Source organism: Streptomyces sp. GL_140 (genome assembly GCF_057834465.1).
Map to the genome: position 1 here is coordinate 831255 of NZ_CM174404.1, position 16028 is coordinate 847282.

15 protein-coding genes and 2 pseudogenes are annotated in these 16028 nt (G+C 73.0%); 7 read left to right on the forward strand and 10 right to left on the reverse strand.

Annotated elements, in window-relative coordinates:
* Positions 1–10 precede the first annotated feature (10 nt).
* Both AC3IYJ_RS03970 and AC3IYJ_RS03975 read left to right on the forward strand, forming a co-directional pair.
* Positions 11–1360: an ABC transporter substrate-binding protein gene (locus tag AC3IYJ_RS03970; protein ID WP_489399952.1), complete on the forward strand. Its 1350-nt coding sequence runs from the start codon at positions 11–13 to the stop codon at positions 1358–1360.
* A gap of 83 nt (positions 1361–1443) precedes the next feature.
* The gene (locus AC3IYJ_RS03975; protein ID WP_489399953.1) at positions 1444–2988 is read left to right on the forward strand and encodes a glycoside hydrolase family 31 protein; all 1545 of its coding nucleotides are present in this window, start codon (positions 1444–1446) and stop codon (positions 2986–2988) included.
* Positions 2989–3013: 25 nt separating this feature from the next.
* Here AC3IYJ_RS03975 and galK read toward each other — a convergent pair whose 3' ends face one another.
* Positions 3014–4216, reverse strand: coding sequence for a galactokinase (gene galK / locus AC3IYJ_RS03980; RefSeq protein WP_489399954.1), 1203 nt, complete (start codon positions 4214–4216; stop codon positions 3014–3016).
* Positions 4213–5262, reverse strand: coding sequence for a galactose-1-phosphate uridylyltransferase (gene galT, locus AC3IYJ_RS03985; protein WP_489399955.1), 1050 nt, complete (start codon positions 5260–5262; stop codon positions 4213–4215). Before galT ends, galK begins: the two co-directional genes overlap by 4 nt.
* Before the next feature lie 127 nt (positions 5263–5389).
* Between galT and AC3IYJ_RS03990 the strand changes: the two genes are divergently transcribed.
* Positions 5390–6202 carry a DeoR/GlpR family DNA-binding transcription regulator gene (locus AC3IYJ_RS03990; RefSeq protein WP_489399956.1) on the forward strand — a complete coding sequence of 271 codons (813 nt, stop codon included), beginning with the start codon at positions 5390–5392 and terminating at the stop codon, positions 6200–6202.
* A 21-nt stretch (positions 6203–6223) separates the two neighbouring features.
* Here AC3IYJ_RS03990 and AC3IYJ_RS03995 read toward each other — a convergent pair whose 3' ends face one another.
* Positions 6224–6805: a ferredoxin reductase domain-containing protein gene (locus AC3IYJ_RS03995; protein WP_489399957.1), complete on the reverse strand. Its 582-nt coding sequence runs from the start codon at positions 6803–6805 to the stop codon at positions 6224–6226.
* Positions 6726–6911: pseudogene (locus tag AC3IYJ_RS04000) on the reverse strand (hypothetical protein); the annotation flags it as partial. The gene AC3IYJ_RS03995 and the pseudogene AC3IYJ_RS04000, both read right to left, overlap by 80 nt.
* Positions 6912–7083: 172 nt before the next feature.
* On the opposite strand from AC3IYJ_RS04000, the gene AC3IYJ_RS04005 reads away from it, so the two are divergent.
* From AC3IYJ_RS04005 to AC3IYJ_RS04015, 3 genes are all read left to right on the forward strand, one after another.
* Entirely contained in the window at positions 7084–8664 is a 1581-nt protein-coding gene (locus tag AC3IYJ_RS04005; RefSeq protein ID WP_489399958.1) for an amidohydrolase, read from the forward strand.
* On the forward strand, positions 8661–8891 hold the full coding sequence (locus tag AC3IYJ_RS04010; protein WP_489399959.1) for a hypothetical protein: 231 nt from the start codon (positions 8661–8663) through the stop codon (positions 8889–8891). Before AC3IYJ_RS04005 ends, AC3IYJ_RS04010 begins: the two co-directional genes overlap by 4 nt.
* A gap of 169 nt (positions 8892–9060) precedes the next feature.
* Positions 9061–9588 (forward strand): GNAT family N-acetyltransferase, encoded by a 528-nt coding sequence (locus AC3IYJ_RS04015; protein ID WP_489399960.1) that lies wholly within the window; start codon positions 9061–9063, stop codon positions 9586–9588.
* A gap of 74 nt (positions 9589–9662) precedes the next feature.
* Here the strand turns inward: AC3IYJ_RS04015 and AC3IYJ_RS04020 are convergent, their stop codons facing one another.
* The 6 genes and pseudogenes from AC3IYJ_RS04020 to AC3IYJ_RS04045 form a co-directional block, all read right to left on the reverse strand.
* Positions 9663–10802, reverse strand: a complete 1140-nt coding sequence (locus AC3IYJ_RS04020) for an acetylornithine transaminase (RefSeq protein ID WP_489402679.1) — start codon at positions 10800–10802, stop codon at positions 9663–9665.
* 44 nt (positions 10803–10846) lie between these two features.
* Positions 10847–11719 carry an acetylglutamate kinase gene (gene argB, locus AC3IYJ_RS04025; RefSeq protein WP_489402680.1) on the reverse strand — a complete coding sequence of 291 codons (873 nt, stop codon included), beginning with the start codon at positions 11717–11719 and terminating at the stop codon, positions 10847–10849.
* A 104-nt stretch (positions 11720–11823) separates the two neighbouring features.
* Positions 11824–12972: a bifunctional glutamate N-acetyltransferase/amino-acid acetyltransferase ArgJ gene (gene argJ, locus AC3IYJ_RS04030; protein ID WP_489399961.1), complete on the reverse strand. Its 1149-nt coding sequence runs from the start codon at positions 12970–12972 to the stop codon at positions 11824–11826.
* Positions 12969–14015, reverse strand: a complete 1047-nt coding sequence (argC, locus tag AC3IYJ_RS04035; protein ID WP_489402681.1) for an N-acetyl-gamma-glutamyl-phosphate reductase — start codon at positions 14013–14015, stop codon at positions 12969–12971. Before argC ends, argJ begins: the two co-directional genes overlap by 4 nt.
* 141 nt (positions 14016–14156) lie before the next feature.
* Positions 14157–14294: pseudogene (locus AC3IYJ_RS04040) on the reverse strand (isochorismatase); the annotation flags it as partial.
* Between the two features lie 142 nt (positions 14295–14436).
* Positions 14437–14649 (reverse strand): MbtH family protein, encoded by a 213-nt coding sequence (locus AC3IYJ_RS04045; RefSeq protein ID WP_489399962.1) that lies wholly within the window; start codon positions 14647–14649, stop codon positions 14437–14439.
* A 178-nt stretch (positions 14650–14827) separates the two neighbouring features.
* On the opposite strand from AC3IYJ_RS04045, the gene AC3IYJ_RS04050 reads away from it, so the two are divergent.
* Positions 14828–15937, forward strand: coding sequence for an alpha/beta hydrolase-fold protein (locus tag AC3IYJ_RS04050; RefSeq protein WP_489399963.1), 1110 nt, complete (start codon positions 14828–14830; stop codon positions 15935–15937).
* Positions 15938–16028: the final 91 nt, after the last annotated feature.

Consider the following 16028-nt stretch of genomic DNA (forward strand, 5'->3'; position numbering starts at 1 on the left):
AGGATCCGAAATGAGCAGATCCCCGCGACCCTCGGCTCGCACCCGCACCCTCACGGCGGCCGGCGCCGCCGCACTCTCCCTCGCCCTCACCGCATGCGGCGGCGGGTCCGGAGCCTCCGGCGACGGCCCGAAGGCCGATGCCGCGAGCGTGCGGGCGGCACTGGACAAGCCCGCCGAGATCACCTTCTGGACCTGGGTCCCGAACATCGAGAAGACCGTCGCCCTGTTCGAGAAGAAGTACCCCAAGGTCAAGGTCCACATCGTCAACGCGGGCCGCTCCAAGGACGAGTACACCAAACTGACCACCACGCTCAAGGCCGGTACGGGCGCCCCCGACGTCGCGCAGATCGAGTACTTCGCCCTCCCCCAGTTCGCGATCTCCCAGTCCCTCGTCAACCTCGCCGACTACGGCGCGGCCGACCTGAAGGACAAGTTCGCCGACTCGGCCTGGTCCCAGGTCAGCGTCGCCGGCGGGATCTACGGCATACCCCAGGACACCGGCCCGATGGCCATGTTCTACCGCAAGGACATCCTCGACAGGTTCGGTGCGACGCCTCCGCGGACGTGGGAGGAGTTCGGCGCCCTGGCCAAGAAGGTCCACGAAGCCGATCCGAGCGTCCACCTCACCTACACCGACCCCGGCGACGCGGGCACCTCCAACAGCCTGATCTGGGACTTCGGCGGCAAGCCGTACACCGTCAACGGCACCACCGACGTCACCATCGACCTCAAGGACGACCCCGGCGCCAAGGCCTACGCCGACACCTGGGGCCCGCTGATCGAGAGCAAGCAGATCGACTCCACCGCGAGCTGGAACGACGAGTGGTGGAAGTCGATGGCCTCCGGGAAGTACGCGACCTGGCTGGCCGGCGCCTGGGCGCCCGCGGTGCTGGAGCAGAACATCCCGCAGAGCAAGGGGCAGTGGTCGGTCGCCCCCATGCCGGGCGGTGTCAGCGCGGAGAACGGCGGCTCGTCGGTCGCCGTCACCACGCAGTCGAAGAACAAGGAGGCCTCGGTCGCCTTCGCCCAGTGGCTCGACTCCGACCCGGAGGCGGTCAAGTCGCTCAACTCCGAGGTCGGCCTGTTCCCGGCGACCAAGGTGCTGCTCGACGACCCCGGCTTCCGCGGCGCCGAGGTGCCGTTCTTCCCCGGCAGCAAGCCCAACGAGGTCTTCGCCGACATGTCGAAGGCAGTGCGGCCCGGCTGGCAGTACCTGCCGTTCCAGGTGTACGCGAACAGCGTCTTCAAGGACTCCGTCGGCCAGGCCCTGCAGCCCGGCGGGAACCTGCCGGGCGCGCTGACCACTTGGCAGGACCGGTTGAAGGCGTACGGCAAGGAACAGGGCTTCACCGTCAAGTAGGCGCAATCGTAGGTTTCATACACCGGCGGGCCGCCGGGTCCCCGGACCCGGCGGCCCGTCCACGAGAAGGGACCCCCACAGGCATGACGACACTCGAACTCCCCCTCCTCGAAGGGGAACGCTGGTGGGGCGGGGCGGTCGCCGAAGGGCGGCACATGCCGTACCCCGACGGCTACGCCTTCGACCTGCGGGACGTACTGGCCAACCAGGGCATGCCGCTCCTGCTCTCCGACCGCGGCCGCTGGGTGCACGGCGAGCGCACCTTCTCCTTCACGATCTCCGACGGCCGGCTGACCGCGCGGACGCACGAAGCGGACGCGGTCCTCGAGCACGGAGGGGGCCACGGCGATCTGCGCGGGGCGTACCGCCACGCGGTCACCCGCCACTACCCTCCGTCCGGCACGATGCCGCACCCCCTGCTCTTCGGGGCACCGCAGTACAACCTGTGGATCGAGACGGTGTTCGAGCCGACTCAGGCGAAGGTGCTGGCGTACGCGGAGCGGTTGCTCGCGGAAGGCTTCCCGCCCGGCGTCCTGATGATCGACGACCGGTGGAGCAACGACTACGGGGACTGGACCTTCCATCCCGGCCGCTTCCCCGATCCGGCGGCCATGGTCGCCCGCCTCCACCGGCTCGGCTTCAAGGTGATGCTGTGGCTCGTGCCGTACGTGACACCCGACTCCCCCACCGCGCGGCAGCTCGGCGACCAGGGGCTGCTGGTCCGCGAGGGCGGCGCCGGCACCGACGGGCGGGCCAAGGTCGCCTCGTGGTGGAACGGCTGGAGCGCCGGCCTCGATCTGCTCGACCCCCGGGCCCGGGCCTGGCTCACCGGCCGCCTGGAAGCCCTGCGCGACGACATCGGCGTCGACGGGTTCAAGTTCGACGGCGGCGACGCGCCCTGGTGGCGCTCGCTGGGCTGCGCGGACCCGGAGGCGTACACCCATGCGTGGAACCGCTTCGGCGTCGACTGGCCGCTCAACGAGTTCCGCGACGCGTGGCGGGCGGCCGGCCTGCCGCTCGCACAGCGCCAGCAGGACAAGTACCACCTGTGGGAGGGCCGCTTCGGGCTGGACAGCCTGATTCCGAACGCCCTGGCGCAGGCCCTGACCGGCCATGCGTTCACCTGTCCCGACATGATCGGTGGCGGCGAGTTCCGGTTCGTCCCGGGCGAGGGCGGCGAGGGCTTCGACGAGGAACTGTTCGTCCGCTACGCCCAGATCGCCGCGCTGTTCCCGATGATGCAGTTCTCCATGGCCCCGTGGCGGGTGCTCTCCCCCGAGAACCTCGCCATCGTCCGCGAGGCCGCCCGGATCCACACGGAGTTCGCCCCGGAGATCCTCTCCCTCGCCGCGCACGCCGCCGCCACGGGCGAGCCGATCCAGCGGCCCCTGGAATGGGCCTTCCCCCACCAGGGCTACGCGGCGGTCACCGACCAGTTCATGCTGGGCGACACCCTGATGGTGGCTCCGGTGGTGGCCAAGGGCGCGGTCGGGCGCGAGGTCCGCGTTCCGCCCGGCACCTGGCGGGCCGACGACGGCCGTGCCTACGCGGGCCCGGCGACGGTGTGGATCGACGCACCGCCGGCCCGGCTGCCGTATTTCCGCAGGACCGCCGCACCGCAGGCCTGAGGCCCCGCCCGGCCCGGCAGCCCCGCTACCGGGCCCGGGTGACCCCCGCGAGACGGCGGGCGCCCGCGGCCGGGGTGACCGAGAGGATCCGCGGGGCGCGGTGTCCGGCGGCTTCGAAGGCGGCCGTGACGGCCCCGCCCACCGCACCCTCGTCCCCGGCCCGCACCAGGGCGATGACCGAGCCGCCGAAGCCGCCTCCCGTCATGCGGGCGCCCAGCGCCCCGGCTCGCTGCGCGACGGCCGCGGCGAGGTCGGTCTCCGGGCAGGAGACCCGGTAGTCGTCGCGCAGCGAGGCGTGGCCTTCGTCGAGGATCGGCCCGAGCGCGGCGGCGTTCCCCTCCCGCAGCCGGGACACGGCCTCGACGACCCGGGCGTTCTCGGTCACCACGTGGCGGACCAGCGGGGCGAGTTCCCCGGGCAGGCGGTGCAGGGCTTCGGGGAGTTCCGCGGTGGACAGGTCGCGCAGCGCGGGCAGGCCGAGCAGCGCCGCGGCGCGTTCACAGCCCGCGCGCAGGGCGGCGTACGCCCCGTCCGCGAGGTCGTGGCTGACCCCGGTGTCCATCACCAGCAGCCGCAGGCCCTGGCCCAGCAGGTCGAAGGGAACCTGCTGGTGGTCGGCCGGAGTGCGGGCGTCGAGGTGGAGGGCGGCCCCGGCGGTGCAGCAGACGGAGGCCATCTGGTCCATGATCCCGCAGGGGACGCCGACGAAGCCGTTCTCGGCGCGCTGGGCGGTGCGGGCCAGTTCGGGTCCGGTCAGCTTCAGTGCGTAGATCTCGTCGTACGCGACGGCGACCGCGCATTCCAGGGCGGCGGAGGAGGAGAGCCCGGCGCCGGTGGGCACCGTGCTGTCGAAGTGGAGGTCGGCGCCCCCGACCGGGTGTCCCGCCTCGGCGAGCGCCCAGACCACGCCGGCCGGGTAGGCGGCCCAGCCCGTGACCACGCCGGGGGCCAGCTCGGCCACCGCCAGCTCGGTGATCCGGCCGTCGCCCTGTGCGCTGTGCAGCCGCAGCAGTCCGTCCGTGCGGCCGCGGGCGGCGAGCAGGGTGGTCTGCGGAAGGGCAATCGGGAGGGCGAACCCGTCGTTGTAGTCGGTGTGTTCGCCGATCAGGTTGACCCGGCCGGGCGCCGCCCAGACCCCGTCCGGAGGTGCTCCGAAGAGCTGCCGGAAGGTGTCCGCGGCCCGGTCCGCCCGGATGTCCTCTTCGTCCCGCTGGGTGGTCGGGTTCACGACAGGGCCTCCCGGAGGCGTCGCGCGGCCGCCTCGGGCGCCACGTCGTTGATGAAGGCCTCGGTACCGGACTCCGTGCCGGCGAGGAACTTGAGCTTGTCGGCGGTCCGGCGGACGGTGAAGAGCTCCAGGTGCAGGGCCAGTTCCCCGCCGCCGCTGCGGGGCGCCTGGTGCCAGGCGGAGATGTACGGGGTGGGAGCCGCGCCCCCGGGCCGGCCCGGTACGGGGAACAGCCGGTCGAACCGGCGCAGCAGGTCCAGGTAGATGCCGGGGAACTCGGCCCGCTCCGCCTCTGTGAGGTGGGTCAGGTCGGGGACGCGGCGGTGCGGGTGGAGGTGGACCTCGTACGGCCAGCGGGCGGCGTACGGAACGAAGGCGGTCCAGTGTTCCCCGGCCGTCACCACCCGCTCGGTGGCGGCGCGGGCGCCCGCCAGCAGGTCCTCGAAGAGGTTGCGCCCGGTGGTGGCGCGGTGGGCCGCCGCGGCGGCGGTCATCTTGGCGGTGCGCGGGGTGACGAAGGGGAAGGCGTAGATCTGGCCGTGCGGGTGGGCGAGCGTCACCCCGATCTCGGCGCCCCGGTTCTCGAAGCAGTACACCTGCTCGACTCCGGGGAGGGCGGAGAGCTCTTCGGTGCGGTCGGTCCACGCGTCCAGGACCAGACGGGCGGCGGCCGGGGTGAGGTCGGCGAAACCGGCCTCGTGCTCCGGGGTGAAGCACACGACCTCGCAGCGTCCGGCCGCTCCCGCGAGGGAGGGGAAGCGGTTCTCGAAGACGGCCACCTCGTAGTCGGCGGCGGGGATCTCGCCGAGCCGGCCGTCCCGGGAGGGGCAGAGGGGGCATTCGCCCGCGGGCGGGTGGTAGGTGCGGGCCTGCCGGTGGGAGGCGATCGTGATCCAGTCGCCGGTGGCCTCGTCCCGCCGCAGTTCCGGACGGCTGTCCACGGGGTCCAGCGGGCGCAGATCGGGTGCGTCGCGCACGGCGCTCTCGTCGTGGTCGAAGTAGATCAGTTCGCGGCCGTCCGCGAGTTTCACGAGGGTCTTCTTCACCCACCAAGAATAAACATCATCAAACATCACTCACCAGAGCCGGGCCGATATTTCCACAGACTCCAACACCACTGCTGTGCTATCTTGCGACCTTCTGACCGGATTCGCCGATCCCCAGGAGCGACCCGTGGCCGAGCAGGCTGCCCAACTGGCCCACCAGCGACGCGTGCTGATCCTGGACGCGATCCGGCGCGACGGCACCGTACGCGTGGCGGACCTGGTCGGACGGCTCGGCGTCTCGGACATGACGATCCGTCGGGACCTCGACGCACTCGCCCGGAGCGGCGCCGTGGAGAAGGTCTACGGCGGGGCCGTCGCCACCGCCGCCACCAGCGCGCACGAGCCCGGATTCGACGCCAAGTCCGACCAGGGCGCGGCCGCCAAGGCCGCCATCGCGGCAACGGCCGCGAGCCTGGTGGAACCGGGCAGTGTGGTCGCGGTCTCGGGCGGGACCACCGCGTACGCGGTCGCCGCCCGGCTCCTCGGCATCCCGCGCCTGACGATCGTCACCAACTCCCTGCCCGTGGCCGAGCTGGTGCGGGCCGCCGCCGGCCAGGGCGGCGGGGGCCCGGCCCCCACCCTGCTGCTCACCGGCGGCTCCCCCACCCCCTCGGCCGCGCTGGTCGGCCCGCTCGCCGAGCTGGCGATCGGTTCCCTCCACGTGGACCTGCTCGTCCTCGGCGCGCACGGGGTCGCGGAAGGGGCCGGACTGACCACGCCCAACCTCACGGAGGCCCAGACCAACCGGGCACTGGTCGCTTCGGCACGCCGGATCGCCGTCGTGGCCGACCACAGCAAGTGGGGAGTGGTCGGGCTCAGCGGCTTCGCGGCGCTGGAGCAGGCCGACTGGTTCGTGACCGATCAGGGCATGCCGGCTCCGGCCCGCGCCGTCCTCGCCGAGAAGGTGGGAGAGCTCCTGATCGCGGGCGAGGAGCGCTGAGCGGCCCGGTGGGCCGAGACCTCATACGGCTGACGAGGCGAATTTCTCGCCGAGGATCCGGTCGGGGGTCACCCCGTGTTCCGCCGCGGCGCGCTCCACGGCGTCGATGAGGCCGGGGGATCCACAGATGTAGAGGTCCGGGTCGGCCCCGCCCCGGGCCCGTAGCTCGGCGAGGTCCGAGACGAGCGCCTCGATCATGCGGCCCTGCCGGTAGCCCGGTTGGTCGACCGGTTCCTTCACGGAGAACACCGTCCGCAGTTGCGGGAGCTCGTCCCGCAGGGCCAGCACTGCGTCCGCGCCGCACAGCCACCGGGCGGTGTCGGCCCCGCCGTAGAACCGCAGGGGATGGCTCTCGCCGAATTCGGCCATCCGGCGGGCCATGGACAGCAGCGGCGCGGCGCCGGTGCCGCCGGCCACGAACCACCGGGCGCGCAGCCCCGTCCCCACCAGACCGAAGGCGCCCTGCGGGCCCAGAACGGTCAGGCGGTCGCCGAGCGCGGCCCGGTCCCGCAGCCTTCGACTCCTCGGGCCAGGCACAACCCGGGCAGTCGAGGCCGTCGGGCTGGTTGACCCGCAGCAGGGTGCGCGCGCTGCGCACCACACCCATCTGCTGCTGCGCCATGCGCATGGCGTTGGTGACCGCGTCCCCGACCGCCTGCCCCGTTCTCCCGGTCGCCTCGGGACGGGCTCCGCTCCAGCGGGTGCGCACATTGACCTTGCAACGAATATTCGGTTAGCCTCACCTAAGTTGAGCCGGGCGCCGCCGGCTCCTGTTCCGCCCCGTTCACACACGCTTTGCCGCCAAGGGGAGTTGCCGTCGCCTCCCGGACCGTCGAAGCCACCGGGACCGGCCGATACCCCCTGCAACGGACGGACTGACCATGCTGTGTTCGAGGCTGACCAACGCGAACATCCTGACGATGGACCCGGCTCACCCGATCGCCCATGACCTGGGCATCTGGCGGGGCCGGATCGTGGGACTCGACGAGGCCGTGACCTCCCTTCCGGCACGCGAGGTCATCGACCTGCAGGGCGCCACCGTGTTGCCCGGGTTCATCGACAGCCATGTCCACCTGGCCTGGACCGGGCTGAAGCAGAGCACTCCGAGCGTCGCGCCGTGCGAGCGGATCGAGGACGTACTGGCGGTCGTGGCGCAGGCCGTCTCCCGCAACGGCGGGACCGACGCCTGGGTCGACGTGATGGGCTACGACCAGCGAGCCCTCGGACGCCATCTGACCGCCGCCGAACTGGACACGGTCAGCCGCGGACGCAAGGTGTTCCTGATGCACGACTCGGGCCACGGGTGCGTCGTGAACAGCGCGGTCCTCGCCCTGCTCCCCGCCGATGTCCCCCACCGGGACGGTTTCCTGGCCGAGGGGGCCATGACCGCCGCACGGCGGCTCCGGCTGCCGTACGGGCAGGCCGAGATCGCCGACGCCGTCGAGCGCGCGGCCCGGACCTGCCTCGCCGAAGGCGTGACCGCCGTCGCCGAGGCGGGCATCGGAGGCGGCCTGCTCGGCCACAGCCCGGTGGAACTCGGCGCCTACCAACTGCTGCGGGAGCAGGGGCGGCTGCCCCTGCGGGTCCAGCTCATGCCGGCCGGCGATACGCTGCGCCCGCGCGAGGCCCACCGGGAGGACGGCATTCCGCGGGCCCTGGACCTGGGCATGCGCACCGGGTTCGGAGACGACTGGCTGTCGCTGGGCGCGCTCAAGATCTACACCGACGGCGGCATGATGGCCCGCACGGCCGCGCTCACCGCCCCGTACGCGGGCACGGACCACAGCGGCCGGCTCCAGGACGACCCCGAACGCCTCACCCGGCTCATCATGGACGGCCACCTCGCCGGCTGGCAGCTCGCCGTCCACGCCATCGGCGACCGCGCCGCCGACCTCGCGCTCGACGCGCTGGAGGAGGCCCAGCGCCTGCTGCCCCGGCCGGACGCGCGGCACCGGATCGAGCACGCCGGGCTGATCCGCCCCGACCAGCTACCCCGCTTCGCCCGACTGGGTGTCAGCGCGGTCGTCCAGCCCACCTTCCTCCACTCCTTCGGGGACGACTACGCGGACGTGATGGGCGAGGAGCGGGCCCCCTGGATGTACCGGGGCCGGGGGTTCCTGGACCACGGGGTGACCCTGGTGGGCAGCTCGGACCGACCCGTCACGGACGGAGCTCCGCTGCGGGCGGTGCAGTTCATGGTCGAGCGCGCCTCCGCCTCCGGGCGCCCGATCGGGCCGGACGAGGCGATCACCGTGGAGGAGGCGCTGCAGGCCTACACCGTCGCCGGCGCCTACGCCTGCCGGTGGGACGGGAGCGCGGGCAGCCTCACCCCGGGAAAGCGCGCCGACCTGGTCGTCCTGGGTGACGACCCGCGGCATGTCGATCCCTCCCGGATCGGCGACATCGAAGTCCTGGCGACATTCGTCGACGGGCACGAAACGACGGACGAAGGAAAGCTGTGAGCAGTCGGATGAACGTCCTGGAGCAGTTCTCGCCGCTGTGGGAGGCGCCCGCCATGCCGCCGCGCTGGGTGATTTGGCACGCGGGTGCGGACGAGTCCTTCGTCTTCGACCGCGAGTTCAACATCCCCCTCGACGTGGACGAATCTGTGCTCGGCGAGGTCATGCACCGGATGCGCGAGGCGGGGGCGCCGGAGGGCGACTCCTACCCCGGCCGCGCCTGCGGATGACGTCCGTAGCGGACCTGCCCGGCGGCTTGGTCCGGACATCTAGGTAAGGGTACCCTTACTCAGACCGTTCCGCCCGGGGGCTCACGGCGATCCGGCGGCCCGCACGGCGTCCTGGACTCCGTCCGGAGACCCCCGCCCCCGCAACCGGCGGAACCGAGGAAGGAACACCTTGACCACGGCCACGCTGCCCCCTGCCGCCGCGCTCGCCACCCCGCCGCTCCGCTCCCCCGCCACCCGGTGGCGCGCGGTCCCCGAGTTCTCGGTACGACCGGCGCACCCGAACGACGGCCCGGCGCTCGCCGCCCTCTCCCGGCCGTTCGTCCACGCGGGGGCGCTGCGTGAGCGCCCGCTCGCCGTCTACCTCTCCCGGGCCTGCGACTTCCTCGTCGCGCAAGCGCCCGACGGAACACTCGAAGGCTGTCTCGGACTGCGTGAACACCCCACCGCCGGGGTGCTGTACAACTTCTGCGTCGCGGCCCACCGGCAGGGCTCGGGCATGGGTGCCCGGCTGCTGCACGCGGCGTTCGCCAGGGCGCGCAGCCGCTCATTGCCGACGCTGTTCACGGCGACCACCGGCAGTGGCCGCCTCTTCCTGCGCCACGGGTTCCTCCCGGCCTGCCCGAGCCTGGCGCCGGCCGATTGGGCGCAGTCCCTGGACCCCGGCCGGGGCGCGCGCGTCCTGTCCCGCGCCCTGTAGACGCCGTAGGGGCGGGTTCCCTGAGGAACCCGCCCCTGGCTGTACGGCCTTCCGGTCTGCCGCCGGACCGCCGGTCAGTCGCACGAGGCGTCGAAGATCCCGGGCAGCGCGGCCACCAGCGCGTCGACCCGCCCCTGCGGCAGCGTCAGGGCCGGGGCCAGCCGTACGACGCCCGCGCCCGCCGCGTTCACGAGGAACCCGGCGTCCTGCGCCGCCCGCTGGACCCGCGCGGCGACCGGCCCGGCGAGGACGATGCCCAGGAGCAGGCCGGCGCCCCGCACTTCGCGGACCAAGGGGTGCCCCAGCGCTTCGACGCCGAGCCTGAGCCGCTCCCCCACCCGCGAGACATGGGCGAGCAGGCCCTCCTTCTCGATGGTCTCCAGAACGGCGAGTCCGGCCGCGCACGCCACCGGGTTGCCGCCGAACGTGGATCCGTGCTGACCGGGGGTCAACAGCTCGGCGGCGGGGCCGAAGGCGACCGCGGCGCCGATCGGCAGACCGCCGCCCAGCCCCTTGGCCAGGGTGATCACGTCCGGGTCCGCTCCCGGCTCCGCCTGGTGTGCGAACCAGTGGCCGGTACGGCCGATCCCGGTCTGCACCTCGTCCAGTACGAGCAGGCTGCCCGCCGTCCGGGTGATCTCACGGGCGGCCCGCAGGTAACCCGGGGGCGCCGGGACGACCCCGGCCTCCCCCTGCAGCGGTTCGAGGAAGACCGCGGCGGTGCGCTCCGTGACGGCCGCGCGCAGCGCCGCGGTGTCGCCGTACGGGACGTGCGTGACCTCGGCCGGCAGGGGCAGGAAGGGTTCGCGCTTGGACGGCTGACCGGTCAGGGCCAGCGCCCCCAGGGTGCGCCCGTGGAATCCGCCCTCCGTCGCGACCAGGTGCGGGCGCCCGGTCCGGCGGGCGATCTTGAACGCGGCCTCGGCCGCCTCCGCGCCCGAGTTGGCGAAGAACACCCGGCCCGGCCTGTCCAGCACCGCCAGCAGCCGTTTCGCCAGCGCGACGGCCGGTTCCGAGACGAACAGGTTCGACACGTGGCCGAGCCGGGCGACCTGCTCCTGGACGGCCGCTACCAGGGCCGGATGGGCGTGCCCGAGCGCGTTGACGGCGATCCCGCCGGTGAAGTCCGTGTACGCGCGGCCGTCCTCGTCCCACACCGTGCTGCCCTCGCCCCTGACCAGTGCCAGCGGGGGTGTGCCGTAGGTGTCCATCATCACCGCTCGCCAGCGGTCGGCGAGCGGTCCCGTACCTTCGGCGGTCACCCGCCGTCCTCCTTGTCGTCCGGCCCCACGGGCCCGGGTTCCCCGTCCGGCACCACCGTGGTGCCCGGTCCGTCCTCGGTGAGGACGGCGCGCAGCAGCGCGTGCGGCACCCGGCCGTCGATGACCTGGGCCTTGGCGACGCCGGTCCGTACGGCGCGCAGGCAGCCCTCCATCTTGGGGAGCATGCCGCTCGCGAGCTCCGGCAGCAGCGCGTCCAGCTCACCGGCCGTCAGGCGGCCGATCACCTCGGTGCTGTGCGGCCAGTCCGCGTACAGCCCCTCCACGTCGGTCATCACCACCAGCCGGTCGGCCCCGAGGGCCACGGCCAGCGCGGACGCCGCGAGGTCGGCGTTGACGTTGTAGACCTGGCCGTCCTCACCGCGTGCGACGGGCGAGACGACGGGGATGCGGCCCTGCTCCAGCAGTGCGGCTACGGTCGCGGCCTCCACGGCCACGATGTCGCCGACCAGCCCGATGTCCACGGGCAGGCCGTCCACCCAGGCCTGGCGGCGGACGGCGGTCATCGTGTGGGCGTCCTCGCCCGACAGGCCCACGGCGAAGGGTCCGTGGGCGTTGATGGCCCCGACCAGTTCGCGCTGGACCCGCCCGGTGAGCACCATGCGCACCACGTCCATCGTCTCGGGCGTGGTCACCCGCAGTCCGGCCTCGAAGCGCACCTCCAGGCCGAGCCGGTCGAGCAGGGCGCTGATCTGGGGCCCGCCACCGTGCACGACGACGGGTCGCAGACCGGCGTGCCAGAGCTCCACCACGTCCTGGGCGAACGTCCGGTGCGCGGACGGGTCCACCATGGCGTTGCCGCCGAATTTGACGACGACCGTCCGGCCCTGGAGCTGCTCCAGCCAGGGCAGGTCCCGGGGGGCCGGTACGTCGGCCGGCGTCTCCGGACGGGTTCCCGGACGCGTCTGCGCCTGTGGCCGGGTCTGTAGCTTCGTCTGTGTCGCCTCGGTCCCGGTCACGAGCTGTAGGCGCTGTTCTCGTGGACGTACTCGGCCGTCAGGTCGTTGGTCCAGATGACCGCCGAGGAGTCGCCGGAGCACAGGTCGACGGTGATCGAGATCCGGCGGTCCGACAGGTCTACCTCGTCCCGCGGCTCCCCCTCCGCCCCGTCCCGGCACACCCAGACGCCGTTGATCGCCACGTCCAGCCTGTCCGCGTCGAAGACGGCCGACGTCGTACCGATCGCGGAGAGCACCCGGCCCCAGTTGGGGTCCTCGCCGTGCAACGCGCACTTGAGGAGGTTGTTGCGGGCCACCGAGCGGCCCACCTCAACGGCGTCCGCCTCCGAGGCCGCGCCCACGACGGCCACTTCGATCTCCTTGGATGCGCCCTCCGCGTCCGCCACCAGCTGGCGCGCCAGGTCCTGGCAGACGGCGTGCACGGCCGCGGTGAGTTCCGTGGGGTCCGGCACGACGCCCGAGGTGCCCGAGGCGAGGAGCAGCACGGTGTCGTTGGTGGACATGCAGCCGTCCGAGTCGACCCGGTCGAAGGTGGTGCGCACCGCCTCGCGCAGCGCCGAGTCGAGCACTTCGGCGCTCGCGTCGGCGTCCGTGGTGAGGACGACCAGCATGGTGGCGAGGCCCGGGGCGAGCATCCCCGCGCCCTTCGCCATGCCCCCGACCGTCCAGTCGGCGCCGGTGGCCACGGCCGTCTTGTGGACGGAGTCCGTCGTCTTGATCGCAACGGCGGCGGCCTCGCCGCCCTCGGGCGACAGCTGTTCCGCGGCGGCGACGCCGGCCGTCACCCGGTCCATCGGCAGCCGGACGCCGATCAGGCCGGTGGAGCAGACCGCGACCTCGTCGGCGGCGACGTCCACGGCCACCGCCGTGCACTCCGCCATCAGCTGTGCGTCACCGGCGCCACCGGGTCCCGTACAGGCGTTCGCGCCGCCGGAGTTGAGGACGACGGCGGAGATCCGTCCTTCGGCGAGCGCGCGGCGGGAGAGGCGTACGGGCGCGGCCTGCACACGGTTCGAGGTGAAGACACCGGCGGCGGCGCGCGACGGTCCCCGGTTCACCACCAGGGCCAGGTCCGGGTCACCGGATCCCTTGATACCGGCGCTCACTGCGCCGGCGAGGAATCCCCGGGCTGCGGTCACGCTCACGGAGCCACTCCATTCGTGGGCAGGCCCAGCCATTCCGGCAGGCCGAGGGCGATGTTCATGCTCTGCACCGCGCCACCGGCGGTGCCCTTCGTCAGGTTGTCGATGGCGCTCACGCAGATCAGCCTGCGGGCGTCCGGATCCACGGCGATCTGCACCTGGGCGGTGTTCGAGCCGAGGACGGCCGCCGTGGTGGGCCACTGACCGGGCGGCAGCAGCCGCACGAACGGCTCGTCCACGTACGCGGCTTCGAACACGGCGCGCACCTCGTCCTGCGTGGGGATCGCGGAGCTTCCCCCGACCGGGCGCAGCCGGGCCGAGCAGGTGGCCAGGATGCCCCGGGGCATCGGCGCCAGGGTCGGCGTGAAGGAGACCGTCACGTGCTCACCGGCCGCATGGGACAGGTTCTGGGCGATCTCCGGGGTGTGCCGGTGGCCGCCGCCGACTCCGTACGGGGTCATGGAGCCCATCACTTCGGCGCCGAGGAGGTGCGTCCCCAGCGAGCGGCCGGCTCCGGAGGTGCCACTGGCGGCGACGACGACGGCCTCGGGCTCGACCAGGCGTGCCGCGTGGGCGGGGAACAGCGCCAGGGTGACCGCCGTGGGATAGCAGCCGGGGACGGCAATCCGGGCGGCCCCCTTCAACTCGCTCCGCATTCCGGGAAGTTCCGGCAGGCCGTAGGGCCAGGCCCCGGCGTGGGCGGAGCCGTAGAACCTCTCCCAGGCCGCCGGGTCCCGCAGCCGGAAATCGGCGCCGCAGTCCACCACCAGCGTTCCGGGTTCCAACTCTTGGGCCACCGCGGCTGATTGACCGTGGGGCAGGGCGAGGAACACCACGTCGTGGCCGCGCAGGGAGGCGACGGAGGTGTCCAGGAGGATGCGTCCGGCGAGCTCCGCGAGCTGCGGTTGCACGGATCCCAACGGACGGCCCGCGCTGGTGTGCGCGGTCAACGCACCGATCTCCACACCGGGATGCGAAACCAGCAGGCGGAGCAGTTCCCCGCCCGCGTAGCCGCTGGCACCGGCCACCGCGACCCGTACGGTCATGTTCTTCCGCTCTCTTTCTGTTCGTGGGGGTGCCGTCGGTGCATGCCGAGGCCGCGACGGCCCGGCGCCGGGCCGTCGCGTACTCCTCGGCGGGGAAGTGGCCACGGCGTCGGCGACTACGAAGGGCTGGATGTCGTTCATGAAGGCGTCCGCGGCCGTCAGGAGGACACCGAGGTGGGCGTGGACCCCGCGGACGATCAGCCGGTCGCGCCCCTCGGATCGCAGCAGGCTTCCGAAGTGGCTGCGGAGGAAGGTGTTTTGGCGCAGGTTGGCCGACACACTCCGGCCCGGCGGCGGGACGATCGCGGCGGCGCCAGCCCCCTCCCCCGATGGCGCGCGCCCGCCACAAAACCCTCTCTAGGTTTAGCTTAGCCTAACCTAACTCGATCCACCGGGGCCGGCCGACCCGGAGCCGTACCCGTCAGGCCTCGACGGCCGCCGCGAGGGACCGGGGGCGAAGGTCGGTCCAGTTGGACTCGATGAACTCCAGGCACGCGTCGCGAGTGGTCTCCGCGAGGGCGGTCGTCCACCCTCCGGGCACCTCGGCGAAGGAAGGCCAGAGGGAGTGCTGCCCCTCGTCGTTCACCAGAACCAGGAAACGGCCGTCGGCGTCGTCGAACGGATTGGTGCTCATATGCGGGTTCCTCCTGGGGCCCATCGGGACCGGCGGGTGCGGACGGGCGCACGGCCCGGCAGCGGGCACCGGGCCCGTGGGGAAGGTCGATCGGGAATGAAGGGAGCCTCATACTTAGGTTAGGCTCGCCTAATTATAGACCCTAACGTTTCCCCTTCCCCCTCACAAGGAGGCACCGATGCGTGCAGGCGAACAGGTCCGGGCCGAAGACGGCGCCGACCTCTTCTCCGCGTACGGCCTGCCCGCCGCGCCCGGCACCGACGAGTTCTGGGCGGCCGCCGCTCCCGCGTCCGCCCCTTCGGGCGACGGGGGTTGGGTCACTCTGTTCCTGTGGCGCGGCGGCGCGGCGGTCATCGAGTTCGAGAGCTGGTCGGATCCGGTGCAGCTGGTCCGGTGGCGCGACACGGACTGCTGGTACGCCGAGGTGCGCATGCCCGCACGGCTCCGGGTGACCTACCGGTTCCTCGCGGAAGGCGCCTCGTACGCCGACCCGTTCAACCCGGTCGGAGCCGGCGGCGACCGGTCCGTCGCGGCCACCCCGGACGCTCCCCCGCAGCCGCACTGGCCGGCCCTCGACGCCGACGACGTGCTGCCCCTGCCCCGTACCCGCATCCGCTGGGCCAGTGAACGGCTCGGCGGGCGGCGGACCGTGCGGGTCCACCCCGTGGGTGGCGGCGGACCGGTGGTCCTGCTGCTCGACGGGGACGACTGGCTGTACCTGCACCCCGCCATGGCGGCCTTCGACGCGGCCGTGGCCGCCGGCGACATGCCCCCGGTCACGCTGGTGTTCGTACCCGCCAAGGACCGGCAGGCCGAGTTCGGGTGCCGGCCGGAGCTGTGGGAGGCGGTACGGGACGAACTGCTGCCGCTGGTGGCGGAGTCCGGGGTGACCGCGGACCTCGACCGGCTGGTCGTCGCCGGGCAGAGCCTCGGCGGTCTGAGCGCGATGTACGCGGCGACGCGCTTCCCGGAGCTGGTCTCCCGCGTCGCCTGCCAGTCGGGCTCGTTCTGGTGGACCCCGCAGGCCGGGGACCTGCCGGACCCGCTGAGCGGTCCGGTCGGCGGCGCCATCGCAGCACGCCTGCGGGAGCGCCCCGCCCCGTCCGGGCTGCGGATCGCCTTCGACCTCGGGGAGCACGAGACGCGCATGCTCCCCCACTGCGAACTGGTCGAGATGCTGACCCAACAGGCCGGAGCGACCGTACGGGTCTCCAGGTCGGCATCGGGCCACGACCGGGCGGGCTGGCGCCAAGCCCTGCTCAGGGACGTCGCCTGGGCGCTGGCCTGACACACGACGAAGGGGCCCTGGTGGCCGGCGATCCGCCGGCCACCAGGGCCCCTTCGTCATCCGGTCCCGGATTCACCCGATCACCGCGTCA